Source organism: Nocardia vermiculata NBRC 100427 (assembly GCF_001613265.1).
Taxonomy (GTDB): domain Bacteria; phylum Actinomycetota; class Actinomycetes; order Mycobacteriales; family Mycobacteriaceae; genus Nocardia; species Nocardia vermiculata.
Genome location: NZ_BDCA01000002.1, coordinates 111,335 through 127,293, shown reverse-complemented (window position 1 = coordinate 127,293; position 15,959 = coordinate 111,335). Strand labels below are relative to the sequence as shown.

The window sequence follows — 15,959 nt, the reverse complement described above, 5'->3', positions numbered from 1 at the left end:
TTGTTTAAGAGGTTATGATGAGTGGAGTGCATCACCGGACCGCCACTGTCGAGGGGCACGAGATCTTCTACCGCGAGGCCGGTCCGGCGGACGGCCCCGCAATCGTGCTGCTGCACGGCTACCCGACCAGCTCGTTCATGTTCCGTGAACTCATCCCGCTGCTGGCCCGGGACTACCACGTCATCGCGCCGGACCACCTCGGATTCGGTCACTCCGATGCCCCACTCGCCACGGAATTCGACTACACCTTCGAAGCCCTCGCCCGGTTGACGGCCGGACTGCTCGACCAGCTCGGTGTGCAGCGCTATGCCCTGTACGTCCATGACTACGGGGCGCCCATCGGGTGGCGGCTCGCGCTCGAACAGCCGGAACGAATCTCTGCCGTTGTCACCCAGAACGGCAACGGCTACGAGGATGGTTTCGTCGAATCGTTCTGGGAAGGCATCTGGGCGTACGGCGCGAATCCGGGCCGCAACACCGAAGCCGCTGTGCGGTCCGCGCTGAGCCTCGACGCCATCCGCTGGCAGTACCTGCACGGTGTGCCCGACCCGAGCACGGTCAGCCCGGACACCTGGGAACACGACTTCGCTCTCATCTCCCGAGAGGGCAACGACGACGTGCAGTTGGCTCTGTTCCGCGACTACCACAACAATCGCCCGCTCTATCCGCTGCTGCACGAATTTCTTCGCGCACACCGGGTTCCGGTACTCGCCGTGTGGGGGCGCAACGACGAAATCTTCGGCCCGGCGGGTGCGCAAGCCTTCGCCCGTGACGCCGCGGACGCGGAGGTGCACTTGATCGACGGCGGGCATTTCCTCTTGGAGAGCCACCTCGACGTCGTCGCGGGCTATCTGCGTGGTTTCCTCGGGCGGGTGCTGAGCTGAACCGGTGGTGCCGGAGCGGATCCGCGGAATCGGCCTACTCGTCGTCGCCCGTGCCGTGGTGCCCGGGCGACGGAGAGGCCGAGACAGCAGTGCCGGCCTCGGGGGTGCCCTCCGGGGCCGGCGCCGGGACGTACGCGCTACCGAGCGCCGGATGTGGAACCTCGCGCATCTCGGATGTCGTGCGTAGCGGCTTGATCCGGTCGATGACCGCGACGATGCACAGCGAGACCACTCCCCAGGCGATGAACGTCAGCAGACTGTTGCCGAGCGTGTCACCGCCGAAGTACAGGATCGATCGGGCCGCCTCCACGGCGGCGCCCATCGGGATCACATCGTGGATCGCGCGGAAGAACGGCACCTCCATGTACACCGACATGGCGCCGCTGGACGCCGGCACCCCGAGGAACATCAGCACTCCGATCACCGGAATGATCGCCAGCATCCCGACGAGTCTTTCGAAGACGGTGGCGAACATCGCCACACAGAAGATCGCCACCGCTCCGGTTGCCCACAACTGCCAGCCGTGGCCTCCGCCGATGCTGCCGGTGATCGGCCCGGCGATGAGCAGCACTGCGCCGGACATGAACGCCGCATACACACCGACGATGGGCAGCAGTTTCGGCAGCGGCCGGCTCGCCGGGGCGGCGTTGGCTCCGACGATGATCACCATGAATCCGGCCAGCAACCAGCCCATCGCGATGTACATCGTGACGGTGCCCATGCTGTCGCGAGCGGGGAGCGGCGCGACGTCGTCCGTCGTTACCGGCATCCCTTGCGCCTGTGCGACCTGCGTGAAGATGGTGTCGACCACCTGCGCGGCGCTGTTGCTCGCCGCCTGGTTGATGATGACGGTGGCCTGCGGGTTCTCGGCGTCGGGCAGCACGAGCGCGCCGACGATGTCACGATCGGTGACCTGTGCCCGCGCGTCGTCCGCGGACTCGGCGACGTGAATGTCGAACATGCCCGGCATCTGCTGCGACAGACCGTCGGCCACGGCCCGTCCCTGCTCCTGCGATGCCGCGACGACCGCGACCGGCATGTCCTTCGGCGTCGGTGAGTGCATCGCGCCGAGCATCGCCGTGATCATCATCGTGACCATGGCCAGCGGAAAGAACAGCAGGGCGGTGTAATGCCAGAACGGGGTGTCGGGCTGCGTTGCTCCGCGCAGTGACGGGATGCTGATGCGCACCGTCGCCGACGCTGACTTCCTCCGTTTGCGCCGGTCGACCACCAGCGTGAGGATCAGCCCGGCCGCGCCGCCGATCCCCAGCACCATCAGATGTTTGCCGGCACCGTCGCCGTCGAAGTACAGCACCGAGCGCAGCGCCTCACCGATGGCGGGCAACGGTAGGAACGCGTGAAAGACGTCGTAGAGCGGAGGTGCCGTGTAGATCGAAATGCTCAAATTGGAGCTCGGCATACCGAGCACCATGAGCAGCAACATGGCCAGCAGTGTCGCCATCGCACCGAATACTCGGGTGAAGAACAGTTGCACCAGGCCGATCGCCACCACGCCGAGCACCGCGATACCCATCACCGGCAGCAGGTCACCGGCCGGAACGACATGCAGGATGGGGCAGGTGATCAGCGCGATCACACCCGAAATCAAGACGGCCCAGCCGAGCAGGAGCGGGAGGAATCTCCGGAGTCGAAGCAGCTGCGGTGAATTCGAGAGCATGAACGACAGCGGCAGATAGCCGGCCATGACGATCGCTGTCGTCATGAACATCGCGCCGAGCCCGACCGGATCGTTCGCAGGCAAGGGCACCAGATCTTCGGTCTGCACCGTCATTCCCTGCGCGAGGGCCACCGGGGTCACCAGAGTGGTGACGACCGTCGCCTGCGATGATCCGGCGCCACTCGCGGTGAACAGCGTCGCGTTCGTACCGTCGACAACGACGGCCCCCGCGGCCTTCCGATCGATCACCTGGTGACGAGCACTGTCCGGATCGGCGTCGACTCGAACATCCACGGCATCCCCGTCGGCGCCTTCGAGCGCGTTCGCGAACTGTCCGGCGTCCTGCCCCGACACGACGATCGGCATGTCGCGGGGCGTCGGGGAATGCATCGCCCCCATATAGCCCCAGACCATCATGCCGACCATCGCCAACGGCATCAGGAACATGATGACGACGCGAACGATTCCTTCGATCTTCGCTCGTTTCGCGGCCTGGGCCTCGTCCTCGGCCGCCGCTGCGGCCGTGTCGCCGACGTCTGTGACCGTGTCGACCTCGTCCTCCGGCGTAGGCACTGCGCGCTCCTTCTGTCGCCGCGGTGAACCGATCAGTGGAACTATCCGAGGCTATGACACAACCGGGCGCCCGCGCGGGATGCTCGGGTGGGGCGCCGCCCGGTCAGCGGTGCGCGATTCCACTCGCCGGCAGCCGTGGTCGGGCAGTTCGGATGCCGTGAGTTGCGCGGAACGTGCCTGGTACGGACTGCTCTGGGTATCACGGAAAGCCCCTCGGCCCCAGCGGAATCGCTGAGGCCGAGGGGTGGGCGGTCAACCCGGTGCGATCGTCATCCGCGGCCCGTGCCGACCTCGGCGAGGAGGGCGAGGAGAGCGTCGGCGGCAGGGCCGGAGGAGGCCGGGCTCTGACCGGTGATCAGCAGGCCGTCGGTGCGGACGTAGGGTTGCCAGTTGCCGACCTTGGAGTAATCGGCACCGAGTCGCTTCAGTTCGTCCTCGACGAGGAAGGGGACGACATCGGTCAGACCGGCGTCGGCTTCTTCCCCGTTGGTGAAACCGGTGACCTGCCGGCCCCGGACGAGGGGTGTGCCATCGGGGTTGGTGGCGTGGCGTAGGGCGCCCGGGGCATGGCAGACGAGGGCGAGTGGTTTGCCGGACCGCAGGACGGTCTCGATGAGCCGCACGGAGACCGGGTCTTCGGCCAGGTCCCACAGCGGTCCGTGACCACCGGGGTAGAAGACGGTGTCGAAGTCGTCCGCGGAGACGGAGTCGAGACGGGCGGTGTGCTCGAGCGCGGCCATCGCTTCCGGGTCGGCCTCGAAGCGGTGGGTTTCTTCGGTCTGGAAGTTGGGCTCATTGCTCTTGGGATCCAGTGGCGGCCTGCCGCCCTTGGGTGAGGCGAGCACGACCTCGGCACCGGCGTCGGTGAAGCGGTAATAGGGGGCGGCGAGTTCTTCCAGCCAGAAGCCGGTCTTACGTCCGGTGTTGCCGAGTTCGTCGTGGGAGGTGAGGACGATGAGAATCTTCATGATACTCCTTTAGTAGACCGGTCGTCTCCGATTCTGCAGAGTGAGGTACAACCGATGCTCGAGCCATTCGGGGCTGTGGTCTGTTCTTACAGATGGAGAAGCTGACGCGTGACTGTCATCGTAGTGTCGAACGGGGCGGCGTTGCGGTGGATTTTGACCATGAGACTCGCTCCCAGCCACATGTCGTACAGGGCGCGTGCGGTGTCGTGGGCGGTACCGTCGATCGTGAGCGACTCGTCCTGCAGGCCGGCCGTGATCGCTCGTTCCAGTCGGTCGATCATGGCGGTGGTGCCCTGTTTCAGAGTGAGCCGCATCGGCTCCGACAGGTCGGATACCTCCGCGCTGAGCTTGACTGTCAGGCACCTGCCCTGACAGTCGTCGGCGCTTTGCATCTCGCGCCAGTCCTGCCAGTAGTTCATCAGTCGCTGGGCCGCGGTCAGCCCGGACTCGGCGAGGATGCGGTCCATGCTCGCCAGGTAGTCGGCGTAGTAGGCCTGCATCACTGCCTCGCCGAAAGCGTCCTTGGATCCGAAGAAGTGGTAGAAGGACCCCTTCGGAACCCCGGCGGCGGTGAGGATCTCGTTGATTCCCACTGCCGCATACCCCTTGCGGGGGAGGATCTGCCGGGCGGCGTCGATGATATTGCTGCGGGTGTCACCCCCGGTGGCTTTCATGTGCGACATCGTATCACCAATTAGACCAGTCGTATGGTTGATGTTCGACTGTGCCTGCGGTTCGTCGGGCGCAGGATTACCGGCCGAGGAAGTCCAGCAGGACCTTGTTGACCTCGGTGGTGTGGGTGGTGAGCAGTCCGTGCGGCGCACCGTCGATCTCGACGTACGTCGCGGCGGGCAGTGCCTCGGCGAAGCGGCGTCCGGTGGCGTCGATGGGCAGGGTGCGATCCGCTGTGCCGTGCACGATCAAGGTCGGCACGTCGATTCGAGGTATGTCCGCCCGGAAGTCGGTGGGCCAGGTCAGCGGGGCGGCAGCCGAGGCGATCGAGCCCGCACCTGCTGCCACGTTCCAGGCGTTGCGTACGGCCTCCTCGCTCACTCGGGTGCCCAGGTTCTCGTCGAGGTTGAAGAAGTCGGCATAGAAATCGGTGAAGAAGGCGTAGCGGTCCTTCCGTACGGTCTCGGAGATTCCCTCGAAGAAGGAGAGTGGGGCGGCGCCGTCGGGATTGTCGTCGGTGACGGCCAGGTAGGGCTCCAGCGATGCGAGGAATGCGGCCTTGGCGACCCGGCCGGAGCCGTAGGTGGACAAATAGCGTGCGACCTCACCGGTGCCCATCGAGAAGCCGACCAGGATCGCATCGCGCAGGTCCAGGGTCTCTACGACGGTGTTCAGGTCGGCCGCGAACGTGTCGTAGTCGTAACCGGTGGAGGGCTGGCTGGACTTGCCGAAGCCGCGCCGGTCGTAGGTGACGACCCGGTAGCCGGCGTCCAGCAGGGCGGGAAGCTGGCCTTCCCAGGAATTTCCGTCCAGAGGGTAGCCGTGGATGAGCACGATCGGCTGTCCGGTGCCCTTGTCCTCGTAGTGCAATTCGATGTCGGTGCTGTTCTCGGTGCCGACTGCGATGCGTCCCATGGTGTTTACCCTTTCGGATTTCGGTGTCTTCCGTGGTGCTGAGAAGGACTATACGACTGGTCTACTAGAAGTGCAACCCCGGCAATTCTCGGTGCACGGCACCTCACTCGGTCGGCACTCACTACCTGGGCAGATGTGGCCCCTGGGTGCCCGGCAAGTAGACTTCTGCACTCGTGAGTCTCACCCTCGGAATCGTCGGCCTGCCCAACGTCGGAAAATCGACGCTGTTCAACGCCTTGACCCGCAACGACGTGCTCGCGGCCAACTACCCGTTCGCGACCATCGAGCCCAACGTCGGCGTGGTCCCGCTGCCCGACCCGAGGCTGGACACGCTCGCCGGGATCTTCGGTTCCGAACGCATCGTCCCCGCGACGGTGTCGTTCGTCGACATCGCCGGCATCGTGAAGGGCGCCTCCGAAGGCGCCGGTCTTGGCAACAAATTCCTCGCCAACATCCGCGAGGCCGACGCCATCTGCCAGGTGGTCCGCGTCTTCGCCGATGACGACGTGGTCCACGTCGACGGCAAGGTCGACCCGCTCAGCGACATCGAGGTCATCGAAACCGAGCTGATCCTCGCCGACCTGCAGACCCTGGAGAAGGCGGTCGTCCGCCTCGACAAGGAAGCCAAGGTCAAAAAGGACCGCAAGCCGGTCGCCGACGCCGCCAAGCAGGCGCAGGAGTTCCTGAACGAGGGCAAGACCCTGTACGCGGTCCGCGACAAGATCGACGCCGACCTGCTGAAGGAACTGTCACTGCTGACCACCAAGCCGTTCCTCTACGTCTTCAACGCCGACGAATCGGTCCTCACCGACGAGGCCCGCATCGCCGAATTGCAAGCCGGCGTGGCACCCGCCGACGCCGTCTTCCTCGACGCCAAAGTCGAAGCCGAACTCCTGGAACTCGACGCCGAATCCGCCCTGGAACTCCTGGAATCCATCGGCCAGACCGAACCCGGCCTGCACGGCCTGGCCCGCGCCGGTTTCCACACCCTCGGCCTGCAGACCTACCTCACCGCCGGCCCGAAAGAGGCCCGCGCCTGGACGATCCACCAGGGCGACACCGCGCCCAAGGCAGCCGGTGTCATCCACACCGATTTCGAGCGCGGCTTCATCAAGGCCGAGGTCGTCGGTTTCGACGACCTGGTCGAGGCGGGGTCCATGGCTGCCGCCAAGTCGGCGGGCAAGGTGCGGATGGAAGGCAAGGACTACGTCATGCACGACGGAGACGTGGTCGAGTTCCGCTTCAACGTGTAGACAACGGTTGCGGCACGTCACGCGTGCTCAGTCCGGAGACGCCGCGAGCTGGCCGGCCAAGTCGGTGAGATCCTCGGCGTGGAAGTCGAATCGATCCGTGGCGCTGGGGGGATCGCCGACCGGGCGCGCGACATAGGCGGTTCGCATCCCCACGTTCTGGGCTCCGCGCAGGTCCCAGGCATGGGCGGCGACCATGAGCAGTCGCTGTGGCGGAACTGCGGACGCTGCGATCGCAAGCTCGTATACGGCTGGTGCCGGTTTGTAGGTTCGAGCGTCTTCGGCCGACAGTGCCTGATGCCATCGAAGACCCGCATGAAAGTTGAGCTCGAGCAGATGTGACCTACTTGCGTTGGACAGGCCGAGCAGCGGGAATCGTTCGGCCAAGGCGGCCAGACCGGCGACCGTATCGGTCCAGGGCGGCAAGTGCTCGGCCGACTCGGCGAGGCGTGTGATCGCCGCCGGGTCGTCGATGCCGACCCTTTCCGCGACGAGGGCTGCTGCCTCGTGATCCAGAACGCGACTGGTGGCGTAGGGGCGATCTCCTGCGACGATCCGGCGTTGTTCACGATCGATACTGCTGTGCCACAGCTCGAGTAGACCCAGGACAGTCTGTTCGTCCAGCGACGGGGCGAAGGCGCGAATGCCCGCAGTGATGCCCGCCGGCTCGTCTACGAGAGTTCCGAGTACATCGATGACGAGAGCATCGACTTCAGAAGATTTCATGCGCGACGGTCTTCCTTTCAGGTGGACGAGGGGGCCTCATTGCGGCGCCGGGCTCTGGTCGTCGCTGGCGCGACGGCCGCGGGAAACAGAGCCGCGTTCGATACCGGTCGTCATCGCCTGCCCATCATGTCCGGTGAGGAGCGCATCAGTCGGATCGGGCTCCTTTGTGTACTGCCGCCAGCCGTGGCTCGATCGACTCGGCCATCAGAGCGATCTCCTGCTCGTTGATCCGGTTCTTGCGGGCCCGGTCGCGCCAATCGGCCAGCGACGAGGCGATGCGCACCATCCTCTGGCGGGCCTGTCCGATCGTCAGGCTGCACTCGTCGGCCAGGGCGAGTAGGCCGTCCACCTCGTCGGGTGGCGCGTCGGCCCCCATGATCGAGGTCGACCGGGGCCGCCACGGATCCGGGTTCGGATTCACGTCGAAGGCGGGGCTCAGCGTCCACGAACCGTGGTCGGTGAGGAAGCCGTGGTTGCGCAGATGGTCGTCGGTATTGCCGAGCGCGACGCTCGCGATGACGCGGTCGTAGAGTTCGTGATGGTCCCGCCTCGGTGATAGTGACAGGTCGCGTTTCGCCTCGGCGATATCGGCGTAGATGAACGTCGTGGAGATATGGCCGCGCGTCCGGGTGAAATGCGCCTGGCCGACGAGACGGGTTCGTCCTGCCTGGTCGATGAAGACTTCGACGGTAGTCATCGTGCGCGCTTTTTCGTGAGGTTGTGGGCGCGGAGGCGGCCGACGTCGCTGCGTAGGGGGTCGATGGCATCGACGGCTTGGTCGAGCACGCCGAGAGCACGGAGTACCTGAGTGACGTTGCGGAAGCTCACGCTCGGGTCTCCGGTCTCGATCTTGCGTAATGTGTCTCGCGTGATATTGGCTCGCTCGGCGACCTGCGCAGCCGTGAGTCCCAGGACCATTCGCCAGCCGCGCACGTGCTCGCCGAAGGCCGTGATCTGTCGGTCGATCCGGTACCCAGCCATCGCCGCCCCTCTCGCTTGTGACGAGTATAGCAGTCATATTGAGCAGTTGTGGCGACTGCTGTAGTCATACAAACTGTATCTGACGGTGTGGCTCATATGCCGCGCTTCGAGATCGACTCGAATGCTTGCCGGAGTTGTTCGGACGCGAGCGGCCGTGCGGGGTCGGGTCGCGCAATGCCGAGGTGAATCTCTCGGAGTTCGTCGATGAGGTCAGCGACGAGCTGCGGGGACTCTGCCAGGATCTGGGCTCGGACCGTCAGTTCCGGTGATGTGTCGCGGTGGTGCATGCCCCAGGCGCCGAGCGCCACCATCACCGGGACGGTCTGAATCCCTGCTTCGGTGAGCGAGTACGTCGCCCGCTGCCCGCGCAGCACTTCGTCGCGAGTGAGCAGGCCCTCCTGGACCAGGTTTCGGAGGCGGCCGGCGAGGATGTTGGACGCGATGCCTTCGTCGTTGCGGGTCAGGAGTTCGCGGAAGTGTCTGCGACCGCCGAAAACGATGTCTCGGAGCACGATGAGGCTCCACCCATCGCCCAGTACTTCTACTGCTGCGTTGATCGCGCACCCCGATCGCGGCTGTGTTCTCGCCATCCGACCTCCATAGTGCTTGCAGACAGAAATCACTCTACGTTACGGTGTGAGTGATTTCATTATGCAATCACTTGAATCGGAGCCGCCATGTCTCGCACCCGAGTCCACAACCTGTTCGTTTCGTCGGATGGTTATGCCGCAGGCGATTACGTCACCTTCGACGAGCCGATCGGTGGTGCTCAGGCGCTCTTCGGTAAGTTCGATGGTCGCGTCATCCATGGCGTGCACGGCGTCGACGAACCTGTCACCGTGGACCGAGCCCTGTTCAGCATGTGGGGGCAAGGTATCGGGGCGGAGATCATGGGCCGCCGCAAATTCGGCCCGCAGACCGGCGAATGGCCGGACGACGGGTGGCAGGGCTGGTGGGAGGATGCCCCGCCGTTCCTTACCCCGGTCTTCATCCTGACGCACTACCCTCGCGAAACCATCGAGTTCGCCAACGGGACCAGCTTCCACTTCGTGGACGCCGCACCGGAGGAAGTGCTGCGCTTGGCGCAAGATGCGGCCGGCGGCCTGGATGTCCGGCTCGGTGGCGGGCCCTCGACCGTGAACCAGTTCCTCCAAGCGGATCTCGTCGATTTCCTGCACATCGCGATCGTTCCGGTCGTACTCGGTGCCGGTGTGCGGATCTGGGATCACTTGGTGGGCATGGAAGATCGGTTCACCGTCGAAACCATCGGCACGTCCAGCGGTCTGACGCACCAACTGTGGAACAGGAAGCCGCGTGGGTGAAGGGTGCTCGCACGTGATTGCCGCCGTGATGTACCCATAGGTGAAGAGCGTGGATCAGATGGACCTGAGCGGGGACTGTGTCGCGGAGGGGCAACGACAAACCTTCTTTAACGACTAGCGTTATTGACGCATCGCGTTATACTGTGAAGGTGTGATCAGGTCGTTTGGGAACAAGGACACTGAGCGGATCTGGCATGAGCAGTACGCCAAGGGTATCGACCGAATCGTGCAGCGCGCGACCTTGAGGAAGCTTGAACTGATCCACGCCGCCAACGGCGTGGAGGATCTTCGGATTCCTCCCGGGAATCGGCTGGAGCGATTGGTCGGCGACCGTCGTGGGCAGCACAGTATTCGGGTGAACTCCCAGTGGCGCATCTGCTTCGTTTGGAGAGAAGGAGGCGCAGACGATGTCGAACTCGTCGACTACCACTGACGACAACCTGATCGAGCCGATTCACCCGGGGGAGATCCTGATGGAGGACTTCATCGAGGGGTTCGGGATCACGCAGAACAAGCTTGCGGTCGCGATCGGCGTGCCGCCGCGCAGGATCAATGAGATTGTGCACGGCAAGCGCGGGATCACGGCTGATACGGCGATTCGGTTGGCACGCTATTTCGGGATGTCGGAGGAGTTCTGGATGAACCTGCAGTCGAACTACGAACTCCGGCTCGAGCGTCGCGTGCTGCGGGACACGGTTGCGGCCATCACACCGTTGCGGGTCGCGTGAGCTGTCTTCGGGCCTCCTCGTGGGAGGACTGCTCAGTGGACGTCCTCGCGTAACGACATCGCGCGCGCTGTGGACTTCGGGTGATCCACCGCGATCGCGGCACCGGCGATGGCCGTTGCCGCGATCGCGGACGCGGTGCACAGTTGGGTTTACCTCACGTTGTTCGTAGCGGGGACGACAGTGGCTGTAACGGGATGGCGGGCCACTGTGGCAGACCCCGAGGCACGCTCCGGCGCAATGCGTTTGCCGATGGTGATGAACAACAGCACCAGTCCCGCGGTGAGCACGATATGGCCCAGGCCGGCCAGTAGTGAGATGGCTGTCGTGCTGTCCCGCCCGAGCACGGTGAGGCTGCCGTGCAGACCCATCATGGATGTGGTCAGCACCAGGCCGATGTTGTAGACGCAGTAGAACCAGCGAAACAGCGGGTGGGCGGTGAGGGTGAACGACTTCTCCAGGGCCAGGACCAGCAGGAAGAACAGCATGCCCAGGGTGAGTAGGTGGGTGTGCAGCACGCCGAGCTGGGTGTCGCCGGTGAAGTCGTGCGTTTTGGTCAGCTCGCGGTAGTACAGGCCGCTGATCACGCCGACGATCATGTAGACGTGCGCGGTGTTGAGGATCAGTCGCATCAGCGTCCCTCTCGCAGCAGCAGTGCACCGGTCGTCGCGACCGTGGCGGCGGTGAGGCCGTGGACGCCGAGGGCCGTCGAGGTGGAGCCGCGGCGGAGCAGGATGGTCAGCATGTCGCCGGTCGGGACAAGGGCGATCGTCAGGGTGGCGACGCCGAGGGCACGGCGTTGCCGGGTGGCGAGCAGAGACAGGACGATCAGGCCGGTGACGATGTCGCGCACGCCTTTGACGTTGCCGAATCCGGCGGAGTCCCCGCGCGGCCAGTCCGGCAGCCCGAATTGCGGCCCCATCTTTTCCGGGGCGATCAGGTAGCCGCCGCCGACCCCGATGATGAAGGCACCGCCGAACAGTGACATTGCCGTGGCGGTGCGCGAATGAGGCGTGGTGGCAGCGGGTTTCATTGATTTACTACGGAACATCGAGTTCTCCTGAACAGGGGCGGTCACGGCCGTGGGTCGATCGGGATCCGTGGTCGCAGGATGTCTTCTATCTCGCCGGCGGCGGCCAGTGCGCGGCGTTCGGCGAACGGGGCGGTGACCAGCTGCACGCCGATCGGAAGGCCTTCCCGGGACAGTCCCGCGGGTACCGTCACCGCGGGCAGGGCGAGGTAGTTGGCGGCGATGGTGAGGCGTTGCGCGTCGTACATCGTGGCGACCGCCGTCGTGCCGGTGAGGTCGTAGCCGACCGGCCAGGGCAACTGCGCCGACACCGGTCCGAGCACGATCGGATGCTCGGCGAAGAACTGCGACCAGGCCGCGCGGTGCGGAAGCCGCTCGCCGAGTCCGGACATGTATCCCGCGAGGTCGAGAGGTGGGAACAACTCGATGGCGGCGTCGAGGAATGTGTTGAGGCCGGCGCTGCCGATCCGGCGCATGATCTCGCGGCGCTGAGCCACCACCTCGGTGGAGACCAAACGGCCGTACGCGTCGGTGACTTCGGTCAGATGCGGTGGGGTCTGCTCGGTGATCCGATATCCGGCGTCGGCGAGTGCGTCCGCGGCTCGCCGGACCGCGTCACGAACTTCGGGATCGACCCTGCCCGCACCGCCGTCGTAGGTGACCGCCACCGCGGGCGGCGCGAGATCGGGAGTGTCGTGCACCGGAATCCAGGACGGGTCCCGAGAATCACCGCGCAGCAGCAAGTCGAAGACCAGTGCGAGATCGCGCACCGACCGCGCCAAAGGTCCCGGCGCGGCGAACATCTGATTGGTCGGCGCGGGTGCCGGGCCGGGCAGGCTGGAGGCCACCGGCGCCCTGCCCGGCGTCATCCGCAGTGACGCGACACCGCAGAACGACGCGGGTACCCGCAGCGACCCACCGAAATCGGTGCCCAGCCCGAGCGGAGCCATGCCCGTCGCGACGGCCACCGCGTCACCGCCGCTCGAACCGCCGGGGCTGCGGGAAGCGTTCCAGGGGTTGACGGTTGGACCGGCGGCATCGTTGTCGGTATGCCAGCGGGTGGCGAAGTCGGGCATATTGCCGCGGGCGATCGGAATCGCCCCCGCCCGGCGCAAGGCCGCGACCGTCGGGGCGTCCTCGGTGGCGACCGCTCCGGAGAAAGCCCCCACACCCCAAGTGGTCGGGCTGCCCGCGACATCGAGATTGTTCTTCACGGTGAAAGGAACCCCGGCCAGCGGCCCGGGTGGAGTGTCCCCACGGTCGACCGCGTCCGCGGCGGCCCGGGCGGTATCGGTGAGCAGAGTGGTGGTGGCGTTGAGGGTCGGATCGAGGTCGGCGATGCGGCGCAGATGGGTCTCGACCACCTCGGCGGCGGTCACGTGCCGGTCAGCGATCATGCCGGCCAGGGAATGCGCATCTCGGGTCCACAGCGCGGTGGTCTGTGTGCTGGTCACCGGCCAACCCTCGCCCGCGCGGCGCGGAGTGATCAACGGGAGATTATTCAATTTCACATAAGCGTGAATTATCGTGGCTGGTTGCGTGCCTGAGATGTGCCCCGGCAGATGACGATCGATCACATCGCCGGGGCGCCGGCAACCGCCGCGCACACCAGCTTCGACCGTCGAGACCGTTCCCGAGGTTCAGGTAGCGCCTGCTGCGACGGCAGCGAGCTCGCGGATCAGACCGGTCTCCCCGCCGCGCCGCCAGATCAGCGCCCACCGGGCCGGGGGAACGTCGGGCATGGGGATATAGACGACGTCGGGGCGCGGGTAGTGCAGGGCCGCGTGGGCGTGCACGGGTGTGATGGCTCGGCCCGATGCCACCAGCATGAGCATGTCCTGGAAGGTGTCGGCGTGCGCGATCCGCGCGATGGTGCGGCCGGAGGGGGTGGTGAAGGGGACGGTAGCACTCTGCCAGTAGTCCGGTGCCGGGTTGGTGGGATCGGTGCCGGCCGAGAAGACGCCGTAGTCGGCGAGATCCTCATAGGAGGCCGATTCTCGTTGCGCCAGTGGGTGGTCCGCGGCGACGAGGAGCATGAACGGTTCCTCGTAGAGGACCGGCCCGACGATCAGATCGGGTTCCTCGACGGGAAGCCAGCTGACCAGGACGTCGATCTCGTCGGCACGTAACGCCCCGAAGGGATTTCCGAAGTGGACGTGCTCGAGGTGCAGGTTGATGTTCGGATGCCGGGTCTGCAGAGCGTTGAGGACCGGCCGGATCTCCGCCAGGCTGCTGCTGGTCACCCCGATCCGCAGCAGACCGTCGTCGCCGTAGCGGGCCGTCCGAGTCGCGCGCCCCAGGCTCGCGCGTAGGTCGTGATAGTTGGCCTGCAGGTCGATACTGAGCTGCCGCCCGATCGGCGTCAGCGCCACCATGCGGCTGGATCGTTCGAAAAGCTTGGCGCCGATCTGGTTTTCCAGCTTCCGGATCACCTGACTGACCCGAGCCTGCGAAATGTACAGGCGTTCAGCGGTGCGACCGAAATGCAGCTCCGCCGAGAGCGTCAGAAAGATCTCGATGTCGCGCAGGTCGATATCGCGCGGATCCATAAGCGTTCCCTATCGATAATGGCTGCTTACGGGATCATACGCGGCCGGTTATCGATCGGTCCCGGCTCGTGCTCGGGAACGGAGACACCGGCGTTCAGATGACGATCACCCGGCGCCCGCGGCTGTGTCCCGCTCGGCTGTCGACATGTGCCGTCGCCGCATCGGCGAGCGGGTATACCTTCTCCACCGGGATATGGAGTGTGCCCTGCGCGATGAGGGTTGCGGCCTCCGTCAGGGCGTCCTGCACACTGCCCGCGACGCCGGAGAATCGAACACCGAATTCGGCGGCGGTGAGATCGGCGATGGTAACCACCCGGGCGGGATCTCCGGTCAGCTCGACCAGTTCACCGAGTACCCCCGAGCCGGCCAGGTCCAGGGCCGCGTCCACCCGGCCGAGTTGCCGCACGCGCTCGGGCCAGCCGTCGTGGTAGGTGGTGGCGAGGGCGCCCAGGCTGCGCAGGTAGTCCTGGTTCGCGGGGCCGGCAGTGCCGATCACGGTGATGCCGCGCCGGCGGGCAATCTGTAAGACCGCCGATCCGACGCCTCCGGATGCTCCGCTGACCAGAAGTGTCCCGCCCGGCTGCACGCCTACCTGGCCGAGGATGCGCAGGGCGGTCTCGACCACAGACGGGTAGCCGGCAGCCTCCTCGAAGGTCAGTCCCTCGGGCATCGGGGCCCAGGCCGACAGCACTGCGAATTCGGCGTAGGTGCTCGATCCCTCGCCGAACACGCGGTCACCGAACTCGATTCCGGTGACGCCGGCGCCGATCTCGTCCACTACTCCGGCTGCATCCAATCCGACTCCGGCCGGCAGTTCGATGGGCGTGGTCTCGCGGAATTGCCCCTCGCGGATTCTCCAGTCGACCGGGTTGACTCCTGCCGCCCGCACCGCGATGCGTACCTGGCCGGCACCGGCGTGTGGCTGGTCCGCATCGACGAGTTGCAGGACTTCCGGGCCGCCGTACTCGGTGAAGCTCACTTTCCTCATGTCCGAGACAGTAACACTAACGGTTAGTGTTTTGGAACCGATAGTGTTTTGTAGTTGATAGCATCATCCCGTGACCGAGCAACCCGGCCGCCGTGAGCGCAAGAAGGCCGCGACCCGCCAGAAGATCGCCGATACCGCATTGCGGCTGTTCCTGGAGCGTGGCTACGACGCGGTCGGTATCCGTGAGGTGGCCGCCGAGGCGGACGTGGCCGTCACCACGCTGTTCTCCCATTTCGCCTGCAAGGAGGCGCTGGTATTCGAGCGGGACGCGGACTTCGAGGAACGCCTCACCCGTGCGGTGACCGGCCGGTCACCCGGCGAACCGTTCATTCCCGCGCTGCGTGAGGCGGTTCGGGAGTTACTGCGGCACTGCACATCCGGCGAAGCCGCACCGATATGGCAGATGATCTGCGAAACGCCCGCGCTACGGGAGTACGAGGAGTCGATGCGGCTGCGTCACGCGGCATCCCTGGCCGAAGCGCTCGCTGTCGGCTCCGAGTCGTCGGTGACGCCTACGGCCGCGCGGGCGTTCGCCCGCTTCGTGATCGATGCCTACTGTGTGGCTCGCGACGAGGCCGACCCGGAGAGGGCGGCGGACGAGATTTTCGGGATGATCCAGGCGGCGTGGGCTGCCGCACCGTCCGACTGAACCGGACCGGAAAGATCGGGTGCGCGCACCTGCTTGCCGACGAGAGTGG

General features: G+C 65.7%; 19 protein-coding genes. 6 read left to right on the top strand and 13 right to left on the bottom strand.

Translation table 11 applies throughout. The features are described from left to right. The first annotated feature begins 17 nt into the window (after window positions 1–17). Complete coding sequence (locus tag NV2_RS04250; protein ID WP_067870301.1) at window positions 18–884, top strand: alpha/beta fold hydrolase; 867 nt, start codon at window positions 18–20, stop codon at window positions 882–884. Window positions 885–918: 34 nt separating this feature from the next. Here NV2_RS04250 and NV2_RS04245 read toward each other — a convergent pair whose 3' ends face one another. From NV2_RS04245 to NV2_RS04230, 4 genes are all read right to left on the bottom strand, one after another. Then, window positions 919–3,135, bottom strand: a complete 2,217-nt coding sequence (locus tag NV2_RS04245; RefSeq protein WP_245662434.1) for an ABC transporter permease — start codon at window positions 3,133–3,135, stop codon at window positions 919–921. A gap of 269 nt (window positions 3,136–3,404) precedes the next feature. Then, a complete protein-coding gene (locus NV2_RS04240; RefSeq protein WP_067869647.1) occupies window positions 3,405–4,103 on the bottom strand; it encodes a type 1 glutamine amidotransferase domain-containing protein in 699 nt (232 codons plus the stop codon). A gap of 86 nt (window positions 4,104–4,189) precedes the next feature. Then, a complete protein-coding gene (locus NV2_RS04235; protein WP_067870299.1) occupies window positions 4,190–4,777 on the bottom strand; it encodes a TetR/AcrR family transcriptional regulator in 588 nt (195 codons plus the stop codon). A gap of 76 nt (window positions 4,778–4,853) precedes the next feature. Then, window positions 4,854–5,690 carry an alpha/beta fold hydrolase gene (locus NV2_RS04230; RefSeq protein WP_067869643.1) on the bottom strand — a complete coding sequence of 279 codons (837 nt, stop codon included), beginning with the start codon at window positions 5,688–5,690 and terminating at the stop codon, window positions 4,854–4,856. 173 nt (window positions 5,691–5,863) lie between these two features. On the opposite strand from NV2_RS04230, the gene ychF reads away from it, so the two are divergent. Further along, window positions 5,864–6,943: a redox-regulated ATPase YchF gene (gene ychF, locus NV2_RS04225; protein ID WP_067869640.1), complete on the top strand. Its 1,080-nt coding sequence runs from the start codon at window positions 5,864–5,866 to the stop codon at window positions 6,941–6,943. A gap of 27 nt (window positions 6,944–6,970) precedes the next feature. Here the strand turns inward: ychF and NV2_RS04220 are convergent, their stop codons facing one another. The 4 genes from NV2_RS04220 to NV2_RS04205 form a co-directional block, all read right to left on the bottom strand. After that, a complete protein-coding gene (locus NV2_RS04220; protein ID WP_067869637.1) occupies window positions 6,971–7,666 on the bottom strand; it encodes a haloacid dehalogenase type II in 696 nt (231 codons plus the stop codon). Between the two features lie 145 nt (window positions 7,667–7,811). Next, the gene (locus NV2_RS04215; RefSeq protein WP_084473857.1) at window positions 7,812–8,363 is read right to left on the bottom strand and encodes a HipA domain-containing protein; all 552 of its coding nucleotides are present in this window, start codon (window positions 8,361–8,363) and stop codon (window positions 7,812–7,814) included. Then, the gene (locus tag NV2_RS04210) at window positions 8,360–8,647 is read right to left on the bottom strand and encodes a helix-turn-helix domain-containing protein (protein ID WP_067869634.1); all 288 of its coding nucleotides are present in this window, start codon (window positions 8,645–8,647) and stop codon (window positions 8,360–8,362) included. Before NV2_RS04210 ends, NV2_RS04215 begins: the two co-directional genes overlap by 4 nt. Before the next feature lie 92 nt (window positions 8,648–8,739). Then, on the bottom strand, window positions 8,740–9,237 hold the full coding sequence (locus NV2_RS04205; RefSeq protein WP_067869631.1) for a winged helix-turn-helix transcriptional regulator: 498 nt from the start codon (window positions 9,235–9,237) through the stop codon (window positions 8,740–8,742). A gap of 87 nt (window positions 9,238–9,324) precedes the next feature. On the opposite strand from NV2_RS04205, the gene NV2_RS04200 reads away from it, so the two are divergent. The 3 genes from NV2_RS04200 to NV2_RS04190 all read left to right on the top strand — a co-directional run bounded on the left by NV2_RS04200 (window position 9,325) and on the right by NV2_RS04190 (window position 10,697). Next, window positions 9,325–9,969 (top strand): dihydrofolate reductase family protein, encoded by a 645-nt coding sequence (locus NV2_RS04200; protein ID WP_067869628.1) that lies wholly within the window; start codon window positions 9,325–9,327, stop codon window positions 9,967–9,969. A 151-nt stretch (window positions 9,970–10,120) separates the two neighbouring features. After that, the gene (locus NV2_RS04195; protein WP_067869625.1) at window positions 10,121–10,402 is read left to right on the top strand and encodes a type II toxin-antitoxin system RelE/ParE family toxin; all 282 of its coding nucleotides are present in this window, start codon (window positions 10,121–10,123) and stop codon (window positions 10,400–10,402) included. Further along, complete coding sequence (locus NV2_RS04190; RefSeq protein WP_067869622.1) at window positions 10,377–10,697, top strand: HigA family addiction module antitoxin; 321 nt, start codon at window positions 10,377–10,379, stop codon at window positions 10,695–10,697. Before NV2_RS04195 ends, NV2_RS04190 begins: the two co-directional genes overlap by 26 nt. A 149-nt stretch (window positions 10,698–10,846) precedes the next feature. Here the strand turns inward: NV2_RS04190 and NV2_RS04185 are convergent, their stop codons facing one another. From NV2_RS04185 to NV2_RS04165, 5 genes are all read right to left on the bottom strand, one after another. Beyond that, window positions 10,847–11,326 (bottom strand): DUF2871 domain-containing protein, encoded by a 480-nt coding sequence (locus NV2_RS04185; protein WP_067869619.1) that lies wholly within the window; start codon window positions 11,324–11,326, stop codon window positions 10,847–10,849. Continuing rightward, window positions 11,326–11,727 carry a DUF4267 domain-containing protein gene (locus tag NV2_RS04180; protein ID WP_084473855.1) on the bottom strand — a complete coding sequence of 134 codons (402 nt, stop codon included), beginning with the start codon at window positions 11,725–11,727 and terminating at the stop codon, window positions 11,326–11,328. The genes NV2_RS04185 and NV2_RS04180 overlap by 1 nt, the downstream gene beginning before the upstream one ends. A 41-nt stretch (window positions 11,728–11,768) precedes the next feature. Further along, a complete protein-coding gene (locus NV2_RS04175; RefSeq protein ID WP_157102736.1) occupies window positions 11,769–13,178 on the bottom strand; it encodes an amidase in 1,410 nt (469 codons plus the stop codon). Between the two features lie 186 nt (window positions 13,179–13,364). Further along, window positions 13,365–14,273 carry a LysR family transcriptional regulator gene (locus NV2_RS04170; RefSeq protein ID WP_067869614.1) on the bottom strand — a complete coding sequence of 303 codons (909 nt, stop codon included), beginning with the start codon at window positions 14,271–14,273 and terminating at the stop codon, window positions 13,365–13,367. Window positions 14,274–14,367: 94 nt separating this feature from the next. Continuing rightward, entirely contained in the window at window positions 14,368–15,261 is an 894-nt protein-coding gene (locus NV2_RS04165; RefSeq protein ID WP_067869611.1) for an NADP-dependent oxidoreductase, read from the bottom strand. Between the two features lie 70 nt (window positions 15,262–15,331). Here NV2_RS04165 and NV2_RS04160 point away from each other — a divergent pair, with 70 nt between their 5' ends. Further along, complete coding sequence (locus NV2_RS04160) at window positions 15,332–15,910, top strand: TetR/AcrR family transcriptional regulator (RefSeq protein WP_067869608.1); 579 nt, start codon at window positions 15,332–15,334, stop codon at window positions 15,908–15,910. Window positions 15,911–15,959 lie beyond the last annotated feature (49 nt).

What these genes read in the sequence shown, in the direction of transcription:
- NV2_RS04250 (WP_067870301.1), top strand. Translation starts at nt 18, where the DNA reads ATGAGTGGAGTGCATCACCGGACCGCCACTGTCGAGGGGCACGAGATC.
- NV2_RS04240 (WP_067869647.1), bottom strand. Translation starts at nt 4,103, where the DNA reads ATGAAGATTCTCATCGTCCTCACCTCCCACGACGAACTCGGCAACACC.
- NV2_RS04235 (WP_067870299.1), bottom strand. Translation starts at nt 4,777, where the DNA reads ATGAAAGCCACCGGGGGTGACACCCGCAGCAATATCATCGACGCCGCC.
- NV2_RS04230 (WP_067869643.1), bottom strand. Translation starts at nt 5,690, where the DNA reads ATGGGACGCATCGCAGTCGGCACCGAGAACAGCACCGACATCGAATTG.
- NV2_RS04220 (WP_067869637.1), bottom strand. Translation starts at nt 7,666, where the DNA reads ATGAAATCTTCTGAAGTCGATGCTCTCGTCATCGATGTACTCGGAACT.
- NV2_RS04215 (WP_084473857.1), bottom strand. Translation starts at nt 8,363, where the DNA reads ATGACTACCGTCGAAGTCTTCATCGACCAGGCAGGACGAACCCGTCTC.
- NV2_RS04210 (WP_067869634.1), bottom strand. Translation starts at nt 8,647, where the DNA reads ATGGCTGGGTACCGGATCGACCGACAGATCACGGCCTTCGGCGAGCAC.
- NV2_RS04205 (WP_067869631.1), bottom strand. Translation starts at nt 9,237, where the DNA reads ATGGCGAGAACACAGCCGCGATCGGGGTGCGCGATCAACGCAGCAGTA.
- NV2_RS04200 (WP_067869628.1), top strand. Translation starts at nt 9,325, where the DNA reads ATGTCTCGCACCCGAGTCCACAACCTGTTCGTTTCGTCGGATGGTTAT.
- NV2_RS04190 (WP_067869622.1), top strand. Translation starts at nt 10,377, where the DNA reads ATGTCGAACTCGTCGACTACCACTGACGACAACCTGATCGAGCCGATT.
- NV2_RS04185 (WP_067869619.1), bottom strand. Translation starts at nt 11,326, where the DNA reads ATGCGACTGATCCTCAACACCGCGCACGTCTACATGATCGTCGGCGTG.
- NV2_RS04180 (WP_084473855.1), bottom strand. Translation starts at nt 11,727, where the DNA reads ATGAAACCCGCTGCCACCACGCCTCATTCGCGCACCGCCACGGCAATG.
- NV2_RS04170 (WP_067869614.1), bottom strand. Translation starts at nt 14,273, where the DNA reads ATGGATCCGCGCGATATCGACCTGCGCGACATCGAGATCTTTCTGACG.
- NV2_RS04165 (WP_067869611.1), bottom strand. Translation starts at nt 15,261, where the DNA reads ATGAGGAAAGTGAGCTTCACCGAGTACGGCGGCCCGGAAGTCCTGCAA.